The organism is Amycolatopsis sp. YIM 10 (genome assembly GCF_009429145.1).
Lineage (GTDB): Bacteria > Actinomycetota > Actinomycetes > Mycobacteriales > Pseudonocardiaceae > Amycolatopsis.
Genome location: NZ_CP045480.1, coordinates 1,086,402 through 1,103,186 on the forward strand (window position 1 = coordinate 1,086,402; position 16,785 = coordinate 1,103,186).

At 71.7% G+C, this 16,785-nt stretch carries 16 protein-coding genes; 13 read left to right on the plus strand and 3 right to left on the minus strand.

Annotation, left to right across the window (positions count from 1 at the left end; translation table 11 throughout):
• Positions 1-5: 5 nt before the first annotated feature.
• The 3 genes from mshB to YIM_RS05410 are packed head-to-tail and all read left to right on the plus strand — an operon-like array spanning position 6 to position 2,018.
• On the plus strand, positions 6-839 hold the full coding sequence (mshB, locus tag YIM_RS05400; protein WP_228004570.1) for an N-acetyl-1-D-myo-inositol-2-amino-2-deoxy-alpha-D-glucopyranoside deacetylase: 834 nt from the start codon (positions 6-8) through the stop codon (positions 837-839).
• Positions 839-1,225 carry a hypothetical protein gene (locus YIM_RS05405; RefSeq protein WP_153029278.1) on the plus strand — a complete coding sequence of 129 codons (387 nt, stop codon included), beginning with the start codon at positions 839-841 and terminating at the stop codon, positions 1,223-1,225. Before mshB ends, YIM_RS05405 begins: the two co-directional genes overlap by 1 nt.
• On the plus strand, positions 1,218-2,018 hold the full coding sequence (locus YIM_RS05410; protein WP_153029279.1) for a hypothetical protein: 801 nt from the start codon (positions 1,218-1,220) through the stop codon (positions 2,016-2,018). The genes YIM_RS05405 and YIM_RS05410 overlap by 8 nt, the downstream gene beginning before the upstream one ends.
• On the opposite strand, the gene YIM_RS05415 is transcribed toward YIM_RS05410, so the two are convergent.
• Positions 2,012-2,806 (minus strand): site-2 protease family protein, encoded by a 795-nt coding sequence (locus YIM_RS05415; protein ID WP_153029280.1) that lies wholly within the window; start codon positions 2,804-2,806, stop codon positions 2,012-2,014. The genes YIM_RS05410 and YIM_RS05415 overlap by 7 nt on opposite strands.
• Positions 2,807-3,013: 207 nt before the next feature.
• Between YIM_RS05415 and YIM_RS05420 the strand changes: the two genes are divergently transcribed.
• A complete protein-coding gene (locus YIM_RS05420; RefSeq protein ID WP_153029281.1) occupies positions 3,014-3,337 on the plus strand; it encodes a WhiB family transcriptional regulator in 324 nt (107 codons plus the stop codon).
• Between the two features lie 168 nt (positions 3,338-3,505).
• Positions 3,506-6,829, plus strand: coding sequence for a glycosyltransferase family 2 protein (locus tag YIM_RS05425; RefSeq protein ID WP_228004571.1), 3,324 nt, complete (start codon positions 3,506-3,508; stop codon positions 6,827-6,829).
• Here YIM_RS05425 and YIM_RS05430 read toward each other — a convergent pair.
• Positions 6,790-7,251 (minus strand): metallopeptidase family protein, encoded by a 462-nt coding sequence (locus YIM_RS05430; RefSeq protein WP_153036808.1) that lies wholly within the window; start codon positions 7,249-7,251, stop codon positions 6,790-6,792. The two genes, YIM_RS05425 and YIM_RS05430, sit on opposite strands and share 40 nt — an antisense overlap.
• Before the next feature lie 103 nt (positions 7,252-7,354).
• Between YIM_RS05430 and YIM_RS05435 the strand changes: the two genes are divergently transcribed.
• From YIM_RS05435 to YIM_RS05460, 6 genes are all read left to right on the plus strand, one after another.
• Positions 7,355-7,714 carry a DUF3499 domain-containing protein gene (locus YIM_RS05435; RefSeq protein ID WP_153029282.1) on the plus strand — a complete coding sequence of 120 codons (360 nt, stop codon included), beginning with the start codon at positions 7,355-7,357 and terminating at the stop codon, positions 7,712-7,714.
• Positions 7,715-7,828: 114 nt separating this feature from the next.
• On the plus strand, positions 7,829-9,187 hold the full coding sequence (locus YIM_RS05440) for a phosphomannomutase/phosphoglucomutase (protein WP_153029283.1): 1,359 nt from the start codon (positions 7,829-7,831) through the stop codon (positions 9,185-9,187).
• 41 nt (positions 9,188-9,228) lie between these two features.
• Positions 9,229-9,447: a Trm112 family protein gene (locus YIM_RS05445; protein ID WP_153029284.1), complete on the plus strand. Its 219-nt coding sequence runs from the start codon at positions 9,229-9,231 to the stop codon at positions 9,445-9,447.
• On the plus strand, positions 9,437-10,522 hold the full coding sequence (locus tag YIM_RS05450) for an SIS domain-containing protein (RefSeq protein ID WP_194240048.1): 1,086 nt from the start codon (positions 9,437-9,439) through the stop codon (positions 10,520-10,522). Before YIM_RS05445 ends, YIM_RS05450 begins: the two co-directional genes overlap by 11 nt.
• Before the next feature lie 75 nt (positions 10,523-10,597).
• On the plus strand, positions 10,598-11,821 hold the full coding sequence (manA, locus tag YIM_RS05455) for a mannose-6-phosphate isomerase, class I (protein WP_153029285.1): 1,224 nt from the start codon (positions 10,598-10,600) through the stop codon (positions 11,819-11,821).
• Between the two features lie 55 nt (positions 11,822-11,876).
• A complete protein-coding gene (locus YIM_RS05460) occupies positions 11,877-12,692 on the plus strand; it encodes a helix-turn-helix transcriptional regulator (RefSeq protein WP_153029286.1) in 816 nt (271 codons plus the stop codon).
• Here the strand turns inward: YIM_RS05460 and YIM_RS05465 are convergent.
• Entirely contained in the window at positions 12,679-15,069 is a 2,391-nt protein-coding gene (locus tag YIM_RS05465) for a glycoside hydrolase family 3 protein (protein ID WP_153029287.1), read from the minus strand. The genes YIM_RS05460 and YIM_RS05465 overlap by 14 nt on opposite strands.
• A 99-nt stretch (positions 15,070-15,168) precedes the next feature.
• Here YIM_RS05465 and YIM_RS05470 point away from each other — a divergent pair, with 99 nt between their 5' ends.
• Together YIM_RS05470 and YIM_RS05475 are read left to right on the plus strand one after the other, a co-directional pair.
• A complete protein-coding gene (locus tag YIM_RS05470; RefSeq protein ID WP_153029288.1) occupies positions 15,169-15,735 on the plus strand; it encodes a TetR/AcrR family transcriptional regulator in 567 nt (188 codons plus the stop codon).
• 53 nt (positions 15,736-15,788) lie between these two features.
• Positions 15,789-16,712, plus strand: a complete 924-nt coding sequence (locus YIM_RS05475; protein WP_153029289.1) for a cation diffusion facilitator family transporter — start codon at positions 15,789-15,791, stop codon at positions 16,710-16,712.
• The last annotated feature ends 73 nt before the right edge of the window (positions 16,713-16,785 follow it).

Below are 16,785 nucleotides of genomic sequence, written 5' to 3' on the forward strand. Positions count from 1 at the left end.
AAGCCGTGATCTCGCCAGAACCCCGCAGGTTGCTGCTGGTCCATGCCCATCCCGACGACGAGACGCTGACCACCGGGGGCACCATCGCCCGGTACGCGGCCGATGGCGTCGACGTGACCGTGGTCACCTGCACCCTGGGGGAGGAAGGGGAGATCATCCCGCCCGAACTGGCCCAGCTCGGCTCGTGGGCGGGTGATCAGCTCGGCGGTTACCGCAGCGGCGAGCTGGCCGCCGCGTGCGAGGCGCTGGGCGTCACCCGGCACCACTACCTAGGCGGCATCGGGCACTGGCGCGACTCGGGCATGGCAGGCACGCCGTCGGCCGAGCACCCGCGTGCCTTCGTGCGCGGGCTGATCGAGGAGCAGGCCGGTCAGTTGCGCACCCTGCTCGACGAGCTGCGCCCGCAGGTGGTGGTCAGCTACGACGACTTCGGCGGTTACGGCCACCCCGACCACATCCGCGCGCACGAGGTGACCATGGCCGCCGTGGCCGGTGCCGAATCCGTGGTGCGCGTGTTCCACACGGTGTCCTCGGCCGGTGACACGTCGCGCGGTCTCGCGTTGCTTCGGGAGCGCAAGGACCTGGAGTTCCAGGTGCCCGCCGACAGTGAACTGCCCGCCACCCCGGACGAGGTGATCACCACCAGGGTGGACGTTTCCGGGCACCTGGCCGCGAAGGTGGCGGCACTGCGGGCACACGCCACGCAGGTGCACGTCGGTGACGGGCTGTTCGCGCTGTCCAACAACCTCGCCCAGCCGCTGGCCACCACCGAGTGCTTCGTGCTGGCCGCCGGTGACGGCACCGGCGCGGCGACCGACCTGTTCGGGGGCTGGGACTGATGCGCTCGCTGATGGCGGCCGTGCTGGTCGTGGACGCGGTGCTGCTGGCCGTGCTGGAACTGTTTTTCCTGCCGCTGCGGGCCGATGGCACGCTGCTGCCCGCGCTCGGCTCGTTCCCGGTGCCGCTCTCGCTGCTGGTCGCCGCGATCACCACGCCGATGCTGGTGCTGGCCGGGCGGGCGCTGGTCGGCCCGCCGTTCGCCGGGGTGGTGCTGGCGGTGTGGGCGTTCACCGCGATCGCCTTCGCCATGTTCGGTCCCGGCGGGGACCGGGTATTCGTCGAGGACTGGCGAGGACTGTTGTTGCTGGCCGTCGGCGCGCTGCCGGGGGCGTTCGCCGTCGGCGGTTCGTTGCGAGCGGGACAGGAGGCGAAGCTTCGTGGGTGAGGCGATTTCGGACGCCCAGGTGGTCAAGGTGCTGCGGCCGTTCGTCCGCGGCTGCGGTCCGATGCTGGACGCGCTGCGCGAATCCGACCCGCTCGGCCTGCTCGCCCGCGCGCGCAGGCGGGACGGCAGCTCGGAACTGGATGACGTCGATCCGGGACTGCGCGACAAACTGCTCAACGGCCTGACTTCGGTCAAGGTTCCCGGTACCGAAGCCTGGGCCGCGATGGACGCCGAGGAGCGGACCCGGTGGTGGGTCAACCGCGTCGGCCGGTTCACCGCGCTGCTCACCTCGATTCCCGGCCTCGGCGGCGCGCTGGCCGACCGGCTGCCGGTGCAGGACACGCTCGGTGCCGCCGCGCAGGGCCTGCTGCTGTGCGCGATCAGCGGGGAGCACGGCATCACCGAAGTCGGCGACCGCGTGCGGCTGATCGCCTGGGTGCTGTTCGAACGGGACGTCGATCCGGTGCTGGCCGCGGGTGAGGACGCCGCGCACGACGCTTCGGCGGAGGACTCGCGGACCGACGAACTGACCGAAGAACTCACCGACGCCGAGCGCGAGCACGGCCGCCTCACGGTGAAGGCGGCCGCGCGCACGCTTTGGCGGCTGGGGCGCTCGCTTCTGTCCATCGTGGACGAATTGGAGAAGCGCCCGCGCGGACGGCTGGTGCACCGCGCGCTCGGCATGCTGCCGGTGGTCGGCATGGCCGGGGACTACCTGGGCGAACGGTCCGGGCTGAAGCGGGTGGCCAAGCGCGCCCGGGTCTGGATCGATCGCGAAAGCGTGAGTCAGTAGCTCCAGAAGCGGAAGGCGTACTGACCCACCTGCGAAGCCACGGAGTTGCCGCCGACGGAATCGAAGACCAGGTCGGTCAGGGTCCACAGGGCGTTGCCAACCGCGGGCACCGCGAGGATGAGCGCGAAGAGCACCAGCGGTGCCCACGGCCGTGCCTTCGCACCGAATTCACGTGCCTGAGGGGAGAGGTACGGCTCGATCGCGCCGTACCCGTCGAGTCCCGGCACCGGCAGGATGTTGATGACGAACGCGAGGATCTGCAGCGAGGCCAGGTAGGACAACCCGATGGTGAGCCCGGTGGGCATCGGGATCAGCGCCACCGAGACGGTCAGCAGGATGCCGAGCGCGAGATTGCTCAGCGGCCCGGCGAGCGAGACCCAGGACGACACCGACCGGGACCGGAGCGCCCAGCGGTTGATCCACACCGCGCCGCCGGGCAGCGGGATGCCGCCGATGGCCAGGATCAGCAGCGGGATCAGGATGGAGAAGACCGGATCGGTGTACCGGCGGATGTCCATCGTCAGATAGCCCTTGGCGGCCACCTCGTGATCGCCGCCGCGGTAGGCCACCAGCGCGTGGCCGAACTCGTGGAGCACCAACGAAACCGCCCAGCCGCCGAGGATCAGCAGCACGGCGCCGGCGGTGCCGAGCCAGTCGCGCTCACCGAGGAACAAGCGGCCGTCCTCGAACGGGAACGGGCTCTGCAGGGCCATGATGACCCCGCCCGCGACGGTGACCGCCAACAGGGCGTAGAACAAGGGACTTGGGCGGGTGGCAGATCGGTGCACTGGTCCAGTCTTCCCCATCGACGTTGGGTGGCGCACGGCGTGTCCGCTTGCGCGAAAGGTCTCGGGTATCCCCCGAACACGCTACTCAGCTTGACCTGACCCGATTACACGGGTGTAATCACAACGATGTCATTCGTTGGAGCTAGGGGATCAACGGGTGATTGCGGTACCGCCAGCCTGGGAGTGCGTGGAAGCGAGGAGGCGGACATGCGGGCAGCGATCGACGGAAGGGAAGGGGGCTCGGTCATGGATTGGGGCGAACGCCCGGAGCAGGAACTGGGGGTTCTCACTGATCTTTTCGACCCGGCCGAGGAACAGCAGTGGCAGGAACGCGCGCTCTGCGCGCAGACCGACCCGGAGGCGTTCTTCCCGGAAAAGGGGGGCTCCACCAGGGAAGCCAAGCGGATCTGCCAGGGCTGCGAGGTGAAGGACGAATGCCTCGAGTACGCGCTGGCGCACGACGAACGCTTCGGCATCTGGGGCGGGCTGTCCGAGCGCGAGCGGCGCAAGCTCAAGAAACGCGTGGTTTAGGCAAAAGCTCCGCGAGACGGCGTGTTCGCCAGGGTGTGCCCACCCCGGCGAGCACGCCGTCTCGCCATTTGAGCGGCCGGGTTTCCAGTCAGTGAGACCAGCGAGACCCTCCTAACGCGACAGTCGACCCGCCGGGGTGCCGGGCCGTGCGGGCCGTAGGGTGAGCGCGTGCCGAGCTTCGCCACCGTGCCCGTTCTCGCGGTTTTGGTCTGCCACAACGGGGAAGCGTGGCTGCCGCTGGCGTTGTCCGCGTTGCGCCGCAGCGGCCCGCGCCCCCGTCACGTGCTCGCCGTGGACACCGGTTCCACGGACCGGACACCGGCGCTGCTCGCCGAAGCCGCCGATCCGGAGGCCGCGGTCGGCGGCGAAGGCCCGATCCTTGACGGAATTCTCACACTCACGGGTGAAACCGGCTTCGCCGAAGCGGTTTCCGCCGCGGTGTCCCACGCCACCGAGCGCTGGGGCGATCCCGGTTCGTGGATCTGGCTGCTGCACGACGACTGCGCGCCGGAGCCGGACTGCCTCGACCGGTTGCTGCGCGCGGCCGAAACCTCACCCTCGGCGGGGGTGCTCGGCCCTATTTCGGTCGACTGGACAGATCCACGCCTGATCACCGAAGCCGGGCTGTCCACCGACGCTTCCGGGCACCGGCAGTCGGTGGCCGGTGAGCTGGAGAACCGGCCGGAGCAGAGCACCGAGGTGCTCGCCGTGCCCAGCGCCGGGGTGCTGGTGCGCCGTGAACTGTGGACCGAGCTGGGTGGCTTCGATCCCGAGATCCCGTTGCTGCGCGAGGACATCGACTTCGGCTGGCGGGCGAACGCGGCGGGCAGCGTGGTGCTGTCCGTGCCGACCGCGCGGATGCGGCACGTGCGCGCGCTGGCCACCGGGCAGCGGACCGCGCACGCGGTGCCGGACGGGCTGACCGCCGCGGATCGCGCGCTCGGCCTGCGCACCTTCCTGGTGAACTGCTCGGCGCCGTCGTTCTGGTGGGGACTGCCGAGGCTGCTGCTGCTCTGCCTGTTGCGCGGACTGGGTTTTGCCTTGCTGCGCCGGGGAAATCGAGCCGCCGCGGAATTCAGGGCGATCGGCTACCTCGCCGGTGGGCGCGCAGGACTTCGAGCGGCGCGCCGGAAGCGGGCCGCTCACCGCGGTTCCGTTCGCGGTTTGCTGATCGGCCGGTTCGTCCGGCTCCGCAACGCGACCCGCGCGCTGGTGCTGTCGTTGATCCGGCGCCGGGTGGCGAGCGAGGCCGCGCTCGGCAGGTTGCCCGAAACCACCGCGGCCGAAACCGCCTGGATCCCACCGGAGGCGATGGGCGGTGCCACCGGCGGCCGTCGTCCGGTCGGACCGGACGCGCTGCCCGCCGGTGTGCGCAGTTCCGGTCGCTCGCTGGTGTCCGGGCTGCGTCGGCCGGCCGGGGTGGTCGCGGTCGAACTGCCCGACGAACCCGCCGCCGAACCGGAACGGCCACGACCGTCGCCCGGTCCGCGTGAGGTGCCGCGCGAACTCGTTTTTGTCGAAGTGAACCGGAAGCGGATCCTCGCCGCGACGGTGTTTTCGCCGCCAGTGGTGCTTTTTGTGGTGCTGACCGCGATCGCGCTGGTGACCAACTCGGGGCGGCTCGGCTTCGACCTGGCCGGTGGGCACCTGCTGCCGGTCGGCGGGCTGGGGCAGTTGTGGTCGGACTACCTGGCGTCGTGGCACGCGGTCGGCGGCGGCACGGCGGCCGCGGCACCGCCGACGCTGGCCGTGCTCGGCCTGCTCGGCGCGGTGTTCCAGCCGATCGGCGGTCCGGCCACGCTGGTCGCGCTGGTGCTGCTGCTCCAGGCGCCGATCGCCGCGCTGCTGGCATACGCGGTGACGCGGCGGCTGCGGGTGCACCGCTGGGTGCGGGCGGCGGTCGCGGCCGGTTACGGGCTGCTGCCCGCGGCCACCGCCGGGGCCGCGCAGGGACGGTTCGACGTGGTCGCCGCGCATCTGCTGCTGCCGGTCGTGCTCGCCGGGATCGTCGCCGTGCTGACCGCCGAGCGCCGCAAGTGGCTGCACACCTCCGTGCTGTGCGCGCTCGGGCTGGCGCTGTTCGGCGCCTTCACCCCGCTGGGGCACGCGCTCGCGCTGGTCGGCCTGGTGGTCGCGTTCGTGGTGCTTCCGGCGCCGGGCCTGCTGCTGCGGCGGGCGGCGTCCGTGGTGATCGTGGTGTTCCTGCCGTTGTTGTTGCTGCTGCCGTGGCCCGCGGTGCTGGTGCGGTACCCGAAGTTCCTGCTGCACGGGCTGGGCGCGCCCGGCGGTGCCCAGCCCGGCGCCGGTGAGCTGTTCGGGTTGGCGCCCGGTGGTCCCGGTGCCTGGCCGGTCGGCGTGGTGGTGCTGGCGGCGGCGCTGATGGCGTTGATCCTGCGGCCGACCGCGCGGGCGGTGCCGGGCCTGCTGCTGGCGTTGCTGGGCGCGGCGGGCGTGGTGCTGGTGCGCTCGGTCGAGGTCGCGGACACTCCCGGCGGGGTGCTGACGCCCGGTTTCGCCGGGGTGCCGCTGCTGGTGGCCGGGGCCGGCTTGCTCTGGGCGGTGCTCGCGGCGTGCGAGCGGACGACCACCCCGAGTGCGGCGTGGCTGCCCAAGGCGGCGGCCATCGGCGGGGTGGTGCTGCTGGCCGTGCTGGCCACCGGCGCGCTGGTCGCCGGGCGTGACGGCCCGCTCACCGCCGATGGTGGCCTGCGCCTGGCGGACCCGCTGACCAACGAGCTGGCGCAGACCCAGCGGTCGGTGCTCGTGCTGGCCGGTGGGGGAGAACCGGCGAGGCAGGCGTCCGGACGGCTGCCCTCCTACGGCGACGACGACCTGGTGCCGACCACCGGCGCGCGGGAGCGGCTGGCCGACTGGCAGGTGAACCTGCTCAGCGGGGTGCGTGAACCGGTGCAGGAGGCGCTGGCGGGCATGGCCGCCGACGGCGTGCTCTTCGTGGTGCTGCCGCCGGGCGTGGACAGCGCGCCGATCCAGGCGATCGCCGAGGAGCAGGTGGCCGCGGCGCCACCGGCCGCCGACGGGCGGCAGGTGCTGCGGCTGACCACGGTGGGCGGGCCGGTGGTGCTGATCTCACCGGAGCTGGCGCAGCGGGCGGTGAACGGACGGCCGCCGGAGATCCAGTCGGCGGACGCCTCGGTGGCCGGTACCGCGGTGGTCGAGGCGGTGCCGCCGGAGGTCAGGGTCCGGGTGTCCGACGGACCGGCCGGGCGGCTGCTGGTGCTCGCCGCGGACGAGGAGCCGGGCTGGAAGGCGACGGTCAACGGCGAGCGCGCGGCGATCGTGCGTGCCTGGGGGCACCAGGTGGCGGTCGCGGTGCCGACGCGGCAGGCGGAGGTGGTGGTCGAGTACTCGGGCGGCGGGCGGAACATCCTGCTGCTGGTGCAGGTGGCGGCCCTGCTGTTCGCGGCGCTCACCGCAGTGCCGAGCAGGCGAGGTCACTCGCCTTCGATCACGTCCGGTTCGACGCCGAGATAACCCGCGACCTGCTCGACCAGCACGTCGTGGACCAGCTCGGCGAGTTCGGCCGGGTCCTTCGCGCGGGCTTCCAGCGGACGCCGGTACAGCACGATCCGGGCGCGGGTGGGCAGGCCCGCCCGGTCGACCCCGGCCGGGACCAGCCTGGACAGCGGGACCGAGCCGTCGTGCAGCACGCCCTCGGTGTTCACCGGGCGGCCGTTGCGCCGGACCTCCGGTACGTCGTCGACCGCCACGTCCAGCTTGGTCAGCTCGTGCCGCCAGCGCGCCTCGATCGGCTCCAGCGCGTCGAGGACCAGCGCGTCGAACTTCTCCGCCCGGCTCGAAGCCGCGGGCAGGGAGGACGGGTACAGCGGCCCGCGCAAGCCACGCCCGTGCCGGTCCCGGCGCAGGCGCTGCTGCTGTCGGAATCCACGAGCCATCGCCACGGATCGAAGGGTACGCGCCCCGGTGCACGAGGCGAGAATCCGCCTCACCGGTGCGCCTGCGCGAACCGGCGCGTGTTAAGCGCTATCGTCTGACCTTGTGCCGAGCGTACGAAAGTGTTCGCGGACAGGGTGCCTGGAGCCCGCTGTCGCCACGCTGACCTACGCCTACAGCGACTCGACCGCTGTCGTGGGACCGTTGGCGACGGCCTCCGAGCCGCACTCCTACGACCTGTGCGAGGAGCACGCCCTGCGGCTGACCGCGCCGAGGGGCTGGGAGGTCGTACGCCACGAGGGCGGCTTCGCCGCACCACAGCCCTCTGGTGACGAGCTCACCGCACTCGCCGAAGCCGTCCGGGAGGCAGGCCGCCAGGACGGCCCGCCCGCCCAGGCCGAGCCGGAAGCGCCGTCCGGGCGCCGCGGCCATCTACGGGTCCTGCCGGACCCGATCAAGCATTAGTGCTGGTCGTTTTCTTCTGTTCATCAGTACCTGCATCCACCGCCGCACCTCGCCGGTAGGCTTTCCGACGCGCATCGAGCGCACGAGCCGTCGTCGAAACCACCGGGAGAGGGCGTGTCAGACCTGTCGGGCATCGTGAAGGCCTACGACATCCGTGGCGTTGTCGGGGAACAGCTGAACGCCGACCTCGTCCGGGACTTCGGGGCCGCGTTCGCCCTGCTGGTGAAGCTGGACGTGCCCACAGCCGTGGTGATCGGCCACGACATGCGCGAGTCTTCGCCCGGCCTGGCCGCGGCCTTCGCCGACGGCGTCACCTCGCAGGGCCTCGACGTGATCAACATCGGCCTGGCCAGCACCGACCAGCTGTACTTCGCCTCCGGTTCGCTGAACCTGCCGGGCGCGATGTTCACCGCCAGCCACAACCCGGCCCAGTACAACGGCATCAAGCTGTGCCGGGCCGGCGCCGCCCCGGTCGGGCAGGACTCCGGCCTCGGTGAGATCCGCGACACGGTGAGCCAGGGCGTGCCCGAGTTCGCCGGGCAGCGCGGCACGGTGACCGAGCGGGACGTGCTCGCCGACTACGCCGCCCACCTGCGGCAACTGGTCGACCTCTCGGCCAACCGCAGGCTCAAGGTCGTGGTGGACGCGGGCAACGGCATGGGCGGGCACACCGTGCCCACCGTGTTCGACGGGCTCCCGGTCGACGTCATCCCGATGTACTTCGAGCTGGACGGCAGCTTCCCGAACCACGAGGCCAACCCGCTCGACCCGAAGAACCTGGTCGACCTCCAGGCCAAGGTCCGCGAGACCGGCGCCGACGCCGGGCTGGCCTTCGACGGCGACGCCGACCGCTGCTTCGTGGTCGACGAGCGCGGTGAGCCGGTGTCGCCGAGCGCGGTGACCGCGCTGGTGGCGGTGCGCGAGCTGGCCAAGGAGCCGGGCGCCACCATCATCCACAACCTGATCACCTCGCAGGCGGTGCCGGAGATCGTCGCCGAGCACGGCGGCAAGCCGGTGCGGACCAGGGTCGGGCACTCGTTCATCAAGCAGGAGATGGCCGCCACCGGCGCCATCTTCGGCGGTGAGCACTCCGCGCACTACTACTTCCGCGACTTCTGGAAGGCCGACACCGGCATGCTGGCCGCACTGCACGTGCTGGCCGCGCTCGGCGAGCAGGACGGCCCGCTCTCCGAGTTGACCGCCCAGTACTCGCGTTACGCCGCCTCCGGCGAGATCAACTCGACGGTGGACGACCAGGTCGCCCGCCAGGTCGCGGTCAAGGACGCCTACGCGGGCCGGGACGGCGCGCTGGTCGACGAGCTGGACGGGCTGACCGTGCGGCTGGACGACGGCAGCTGGTTCAACCTGCGTGCCTCGAACACCGAACCGCTGCTGCGGCTGAACGTGGAGGCCCCCGACGAGCGGGCCGTCCGTGCTCTGACCGATGAGGTTCTGGCGATAGTTCGTGACTGAGGCGAGGGTATTCACGGACCTCGCGGTGGTAAGGAGGAACCATGGCCGTAACGCTTGACGAGCAGCTGCTCGAGATCCTGGCGTGTCCGTCCGAGGATCACGCGCCGCTGCGGCCGGGCTCCCCGGAAGACCCGGAGGCGGACGCGCTCACCTGCACCTCGTGTGGCCGGGTGTACCCGGTCCGCGACGGCATCCCCGTGCTCCTGCTCGACGAAGCCGTCGAACGGGCCGAGAAAGATCCCGCGACCGATGGTGATTGACGACACGCTGCTCGACGACGCGTCGCGACTGGCCGACGTCGACGAGCGCGGCCTGCTGCGGGCCACCGCGATGTCGGGGGCCCAGGTCAGGGCCACCACCGAGGCGGCGGCCGAGATCGGCCTCGCCGACCGGCTGGACGTCGGCCGCCCGCGGGCGCTGGTGCTGCTGGCCAGGCCGGGCGTCGGCCGCACGGTGACCAACGTGCTCGCCGCGCTGCTCACCCCGACCTGCCCGGTGCCGATCGTCGTCTGCGATTCGGTGCCGTCGTGGATCGGCGCGCTGGACGTGGTGGTGGCGCACACCGAGCAGGGTGACGACCGGGAGCTGGCGGTGTCGCTGGAGCGGGCCGCCCGCTACGGCGCGACCGTGGTGCTCTCGGCCCCGCCGGACGGCCCGGTGGCCGCCGCGGTGTCCGGCCGCGGCCTGCTGCTCACACCGCGCATCCCGGTGCCGCCGGAGCTGTCGTTCCCGCGTGCCTTCGCGACCGGCCTGCTCACCGCCAACGCGCTGGGCGTGCTGGTGGCCGACGTGGAGGCGCTGGCCGACCAGCTGGACGCCGAGGCCGAACGCGACCAGCCCAACCACGAGTCCTTCGTGAACCCGGCGAAGGTGCTCGCGCTGCGCCTGGCCGACCGCACCCCGCTGCTGTGGGGGCTGGACCCGGTGGCCGTGGCCGTGGCCGGGCACGCCGCGCACTCGTTCGCCGCGCATTCGGCGATGGTCTGCGACGTGGCCGACTACCATCAGGCGCTCGCCCGCCCGGCGCTGCACCGCGCCGCGGTCGGCAGCACCACCGAACGTGACATCTTCGCCGATCCGGACGAAGGCGGGCTGCCGCAGCCGAGGGTGCTGCTGCTCTCGCTGCGGTCCGGTGCCGGCGCCGAAGCCGCCCGGCGACAGGCCGAGGACATGCTCGCCGGGGTCGACGTGCTCGCTCCCGCCGAGGAGATCGACGCCGACGAGCCCACCAGGGCGGCGGTGCTCGCGCTGCGGTTCGAACTCGCCGCGGTCTACCTGGGGCTGGCGACGGGAAGCATTCCCGGGGCAGGCCGCTACACGTCCGCGACCGCGTGAGTGGCCAAGACGAAGTCCGCGCCGGGGCCGCCCCGGCCGATGTGGTGACCAGGTCGCCGAGGAGTTGAGAGCACAGTGGAGCTGCTGCGCAATGCCGTGCGGCCCTACGCATGGGGATCGAGGACCACCATCCCCGAGCTGCTGGGCAGGCCGGTGCCTGCCCCGCACCCGGAGGCGGAACTCTGGATGGGGGCGCACCCCGGCGACCCGTCGAAGGTCGTCGGTCCCGACGGCACCGAGCGCAGCCTGCTGGAGCTGGTCGAGGCCGACCCGGTGGCCCAGCTCGGCGAGAAGTGCGCCGGTACCTGGGGCGGCAGGCTGCCGTTCCTGCTGAAGATCCTGGCCGCCGAGGAACCGCTGTCGATGCAGGCGCACCCGTCGGCCGACCAGGCCGCCGAGGGCTATGCCCGCGAGGAGGCGGCAGGCATCCCGCGGGACGCGGCGAACCGGAACTACCCGGATCCGACCGCGAAGCCCGAGCTGGTCTGCGCGCTGACCGAGTTCCACGCGCTGGCCGGGTTCCGCGATCCGACGCGCACGGTGAAGCTGCTGAACGCGATCGAGACGCCGGGGCTGGCGAAGTACACCAGCCTGCTCGCCGCGCAGCCGGATTCGGACGGGCTGCGCGCGCTGTTCACCACCTGGATCACGCTGCCGCAGGCCACGCTGGACGAGCTGCTGCCCGAGGTGCTCGACGCGTGCGTGGCGCACGTGAAGGACCACGGCGAGTTCAACACCGAATGCCGCACGATCCTCGAACTGGGCGAGGCGCACCCGCGCGACGCCGGGGTGCTGGCCGCGCTGCTGCTGAACCGGCTGGTGCTGCGTGCCGGCGAGGCGATCTACCTGCCCGCCGGGAACCTGCACCTGTACCTGCACGGCACGGCCGTGGAGATCCTGGCGAACTCGGACAACATCCTGCGCTGCGGGCTGACCCCGAAGCACGTGGACGTGCCGGAGCTGCTGCGCGTGGTGGACTTCGCCGCCGTCGAGATGCCGGTGCTCAAGGGCGAGGAGGGCGACTGCGGTGCGGTGTACCGGACCGGCGCCCCGGAGTTCGAGCTGTCCAGGGTCGAGTGGACGGCGAGCGATCGCGAGCCCGTGCGGGCCGTCAGCACCGGCCCGCAGATCCTGCTGTGCACCGAGGGCGCGCTGCACGTGGTCGCCGAGGACGGCGGTGAGCTGGTGCTGAACCGGGGCCAGTCGATCTGGCTGGCCGCGGTCGACCCGGCGGTGACGATCACGCCGACCGGCGACCGGCCGGCCCAGCTGTTCCGGGCCACCGCCGGTACCTGCTGAGCCTGGGTGCGGCACGACCACCCAAGCGCCGGTCCGCCGGTTTAGCCTCGAAGGCATGGCGACGACAAATCCGCTGGGGCAGTTCCTCCGCGCGCGCCGGGCGCAGGCCCGGCCGGAGGATTCCGGACTGGCGCCCGGCCCCCGCCGCCGGGTGAGCGGGCTCCGCCGCGAGGAGGTCGCGCTGCTGGCGGGGGTCAGCACCGACTACTACATCCGGCTGGAGCAGGGGCGCGAGCGGAACCCGTCGCCGCAGGTGCTCGACGCGCTGGCGCAGGCGCTGGACCTGGACGAGGAGCTGGCCGAACACCTGCACCGGGTGGCGCGGCCGCTGCCCGCCCGCCGGGCCGCCGGTGATCGGGTCAGCGAGAACCTGTTGCGCAGCATGGCCGCCTGGCCGGACACCCCGGCCGTGGTGCTCGGGCCGTACCTGAACGTGCTCGCGCACAACGCCCTCGGCGGCGCGCTCTTCGCCGGCCACCGGTACAGCGACGACCTGGTGCGCCTGGTTTTCCTCGACCCGGACGGCCGCACCTTCTACCCGGACTGGGACCGGGTGGCGGTGAACACCGTCGCCGGACTGCGCGCGGCGGCGATCGACCACGACGACCCGCGGTTGATCGAGGTGGTCGGTGAGCTGTCGGTGAAGAGCGCGGAGTTCCGCAAGCTCTGGGCCCGGCACGACATCCGGCAGAAGACCCGCGAGACCAAGCGTTTCCAGCACCCGCTGGTCGGCCCGCTGACGCTGCACTACGAAAGCCTGACGGTCAACAGCGCGCCGGGGCAGCAACTGGTGATCTACCAGGCGGACGCCGACAGCCCGACCGCCGAAGCGCTGCAACTGCTCGGCAGCCTGGTCGCTAGCGACGAGTGACCGTCCGCTGCCGGATGTCGTCGAGGGCGTGCCCGATCTCCACCGGGTACTCGCCGGGGCGGACTCGCCAGCCGTCCGAGGTCCAGGTGGCGAAGGCCCGCTCGGGCAGCGGGATGACCACCTCGGCCGAATCGCCGGGATCCGCTGTCACCACGGCGAACCCGGCCAGCCGGCGGGCCGGACTATCCACATCGGACGAACGAAGGTAGGCCTGCACGACCTCGCGTCCCGGCCGGTCGCCCGAATTCGTGACGCGAACCCGCACGCCGTCCGGCTCGACGGTCGCCGAATCGTAGGACCACGTGGTGTACCCGAGCCCGTGCCCGAACCAGTAGGCCGGGGTGCCGCCGGTGCGTTCCCACGCGCGGTAACCGATGAAAACGCCTTCGCCGTAAGGAAGAGCGCCGTTCTCCGGGCGCACCCGGAGCACCGGGCTGTCCGCCATCCGCGCGGGCCAGGTGGTCGGCAGCCTGCCACCGGGCTCTTCGTGGCCGAACAGCACGTCCGCCAGCGCGCTCCCGCCCGCCTGCCCGGAAAACCAGGTGAGCAGCACCGCGTCGACGTCGGCGGTCCACGGCATCTCCACCGGCGAACCGGCGTTCACCACCACGACCGTGTTCGGATTGACCGCCGCGACCCGCGCCACCAGTTCGTCCTGCCTGCCCGGCAACGCCAGCGAAGTCCGGTCCACGCCCTCGGTTTCCACCTCGGGTGTGGTCGCCACGACAACCACCGCGACGTCCGCGCCGGCGGCGAGCGCGGCGGCCTCGTCGAGCAGTTCGTCCTGGCTCGCGCCCGGTGCGGCATGCCCGAGCCCGAAGGAGATCCAGGCGAATCCCTCGTCTTCTTCCGGTAGGGCGGGCGGTCGGTAGACCAGTTCGACCTCGACCGCGTCACCCGCGGTGAAGTCCACTTCGAACCGGGCCTCCTTGGTGGACATGATCGCGGTGACCAGGTCATCTCCGTCGGGCAGGTGACGGCCGTCGAACAGGACCCGGTCGCCAACGGTGAAGCGCAGGTCGCCGCTGCCGGTGAAGCTCAGCAGGTGCTTGCCGGACACCGAAGGCACGAACGTGCCGGTGATCGCCACCGTGTCGATCTTGCTCGCGCTGAGCCCGCGCGGCAGGTCGCCGATCCAGTCGACCGAGCCCTCGCCGAGCGGGTACCGCCCGAGTTCGCGCTGGTCCTCGTCGCGGACGACCGCCTCCAGCAGGAAACCGTCGAGCGCGGGGCGGAGCCTGGTGCGCGGGTCCGCGCCCACGGCGTGGGTGATCTCGACGCCGTCCGGTGCGGCCGCGCGCAGGCCGTCCAGCGGCGAAACCACGGACGGCGGGAACACCGTCGCGCTGCCGCCGCCGAGGATCCTGGCTTCGGCGGCGGCTTTGCCGAGCACCGCGATCCGGCGCGGCTTCTTCAGCGGCAGCAAGGAGTTCTCGTTGCGCAGCAGCACGAACGAGCGGTGCGCCACCTCACGCGCCAGTGCTGTTCCGTCCACTGGGGATGGTGGCGTCGGCGGCGTGAAGCCGTCGAGCTCGCCCACCCGGCTCGCCAGCAGCAGCACCCTGGCCACCATGGCGTCTACTGTGGACTCCTCGACCTCGCCCGCGCGCACGGCCCGAGCCAGCCGCTCGCCGAACACCGTCTTAGGTCCCGGCATGGCCACGTCGAGCCCGCCGTTCACGCCGCGCGTGGTGTGCCTGGCGGCCAGCCAGTCCGACACAACGATGCCGTCGAAACCCCATTCGCTCCGCAGGATTCCGTTGCACAGCGGGCTGTTCTCGGTCATCAGCGCGCCGTTGACACTGTTGTAGGCGGCCATCACCGCCCACGGCCGCGCCTCGGCGACGATCTGCTCGAACGGTGCCAGGTACAGCTCGCGCAGGGTGCGCTCGTCCGCGCGCACGTCCACGGTGAAGCGGTCGGTCTCCGAATCGTTGGCCACGAAGTGCTTCACCGCGCACGCGACCCCGCCCGACTGGACCCCGCGGACGAAGCCCGCCCCGATCGTGCCGGTCAGCAGCGGATCCTCGGAGTAGCACTCGAAATGCCTGCCGCCCACCGGCGTCCGGTGCAGGTTGACCGTGGGCGCGAGCAGTACGTGCACGTCCTTGCGCCTGGCCTCCTGCGCGAGCAGTTCGCCGGCGCGTTCGGCCAGTGCCGGGTCCCAGGTGGCGGCGAGCGCGGTCGGGCTGGGCAGTGTCACCGCGGGGTCGTCGGCGGTCCAGTGCACCCCGCGCACGCCCACCGGCCCGTCCGACATGACCAGCGAGCCGAGCCCGATCTCGGGCACCGCGGGCAGGGTCCACACGTCCTGCCCGGACAGCAGCGCGGTCTTGGTGTCCAGGTCCAGCTTGCGCACCAGTTCGGTGATCCGCATCGGCACCTCCTCGGCTGCGCTCCAGGGTGGAGCCGTCACCTGGCGTGCGGTAGGTGACGTAATATTTTCGTTATAAACGGCTGACTATTCTCTCCTGCCATGACCAGGGCCGCCCGCCGCCGCGACGAGATCGTCCGCGCGGCGTTCGACGTGATCGCCGAACGCGGTTACCAGCGCGCTTCGCTGGCCGCGGTGGCCGAGCGGGTCGGCCTGACCCAGCAGGGGCTGATGCACTACTTCCCCAGCAAGGAGCACCTGCTCGCGGCCGTGCTGGCGGCGCGGGACGAATGGGACCTGCTGCGGATGGAGAGCCGGGGCGACGTGTCCCGGCTGCGGATGTCGCACGTGGCCGAGCTGGTCGAGTACAACCAGGGCCGCCGCGCCATCGCCCAGGCCTACACCGTGTTGTCCGCGGATTCGGTCACCGAGGCACATCCCGCCCACGACTACTTCGTGCGCCGCTACCACGTGCTGCGGCAGCAGATGGCGCTGCTGCTGGCGCACCAGAGCATCGAGCTGCCCGCGGAACTGCCCGCCGAGCGGCTCGCCCCGCTGCTGGTCGCGGTGCTCGACGGGCTGCAGCTGCAGTGGCTGCTCGCGCCGGACGAAGTGGACATGTCGGAAAGCTTTCGCGACTTCCTCGCCCTACTGGGCGCGACGGAGTGAACTGGCTCTAGGCTGCAACCCGACAAAACGGGTCGACGCTCCAGGGGGCAGTGGTGGCAGCAAGCGGCGGGACGAAGGCGATTCTGGCGGCGTTGTTCGCCAACGCCGGGATCGCGACGGCGAAGTTCGTCGGGTTCCTGATCACCGGTTCGTCGTCGATGCTGGCCGAGTCGGTGCACTCGGTCGCCGACACCTCGAACCAGGGCCTGCTGCTGCTCGGGCAGAAGACCTCCCAGCGCAAGGCCACCAAGGAGCACCCGTTCGGCTACGGCCGCGACCGGTACTTCTACTCCTTCATCGTGGCGCTGATGCTGTTCACCCTCGGTGCGGCGTTCGCGCTGTACGAGGGCATCCACAAGTTGCAGGCGCCGGAGGAGCTCAGCTCGCCGCTGGTCGCGGTGGGCATCCTGGTGGTGGCCATCGCGCTGGAGACCTACAGCTTCTACACCGCGATCGTCGAGTCCAAGAAGATCAAGGGCGACGCCACCTGGTGGGGCTTCATCCGCCAGTCCCGCACCCCGGAGCTGCCGGTGGTGCTGCTCGAGGACGCGGGCGCGCTGTTCGGCCTGGTGCTCGCGCTGCTCGGCGTCGGGTTGTCCACCATCACCGGCGATCCGGTCTTCGACGCGCTCGGCACCATCTGCATCGGTGTGCTGCTCGGCATCATCGCGATCATCCTGATCATCGAGATGAAGAGCCTGCTGATCGGCGAGGGCGCCACCGAGACCGAGCTGCGCACCATCGAGGACGAGCTGGCCGCGGGCAAGGTCGAGCGGGTCATCCACATCCGCACCCAGTACATCGGCCCGGACGAGCTGCTGGTCGCCGCGAAGCTCGCGATGCGCCCCGGCCTGGAGACCGCCGAGGTCGCGCAGGCCATCGACGACGCGGAGCACCGGGTGCGCGCGAAGGTGCCCGCGGCGCGGCTGATCTATCTCGAGCCGGATCTCGACCGGAACCTCGCCGAACGGCACTGACCTGCGGGTACGTGCCCGAGCGGCGGCCTCGGGAGGTGACCATTAGGGTGAATCCCCGAACTGGCACCCCCGA

What these genes read in the sequence shown, in the direction of transcription:
- YIM_RS05470 (WP_153029288.1), top strand. Translation starts at nt 15,169, where the DNA reads ATGACCAGGGCCGCCCGCCGCCGCGACGAGATCGTCCGCGCGGCGTTC.
- YIM_RS05430 (WP_153036808.1), bottom strand. Translation starts at nt 7,251, where the DNA reads ATGGCTCGTGGATTCCGACAGCAGCAGCGCCTGCGCCGGGACCGGCAC.
- YIM_RS05450 (WP_194240048.1), top strand. Translation starts at nt 9,437, where the DNA reads ATGGTGATTGACGACACGCTGCTCGACGACGCGTCGCGACTGGCCGAC.
- YIM_RS05405 (WP_153029278.1), top strand. Translation starts at nt 839, where the DNA reads ATGCGCTCGCTGATGGCGGCCGTGCTGGTCGTGGACGCGGTGCTGCTG.
- YIM_RS05445 (WP_153029284.1), top strand. Translation starts at nt 9,229, where the DNA reads ATGGCCGTAACGCTTGACGAGCAGCTGCTCGAGATCCTGGCGTGTCCG.
- YIM_RS05420 (WP_153029281.1), top strand. Translation starts at nt 3,014, where the DNA reads ATGCGGGCAGCGATCGACGGAAGGGAAGGGGGCTCGGTCATGGATTGG.
- YIM_RS05465 (WP_153029287.1), bottom strand. Translation starts at nt 15,069, where the DNA reads ATGCGGATCACCGAACTGGTGCGCAAGCTGGACCTGGACACCAAGACC.
- YIM_RS05460 (WP_153029286.1), top strand. Translation starts at nt 11,877, where the DNA reads ATGGCGACGACAAATCCGCTGGGGCAGTTCCTCCGCGCGCGCCGGGCG.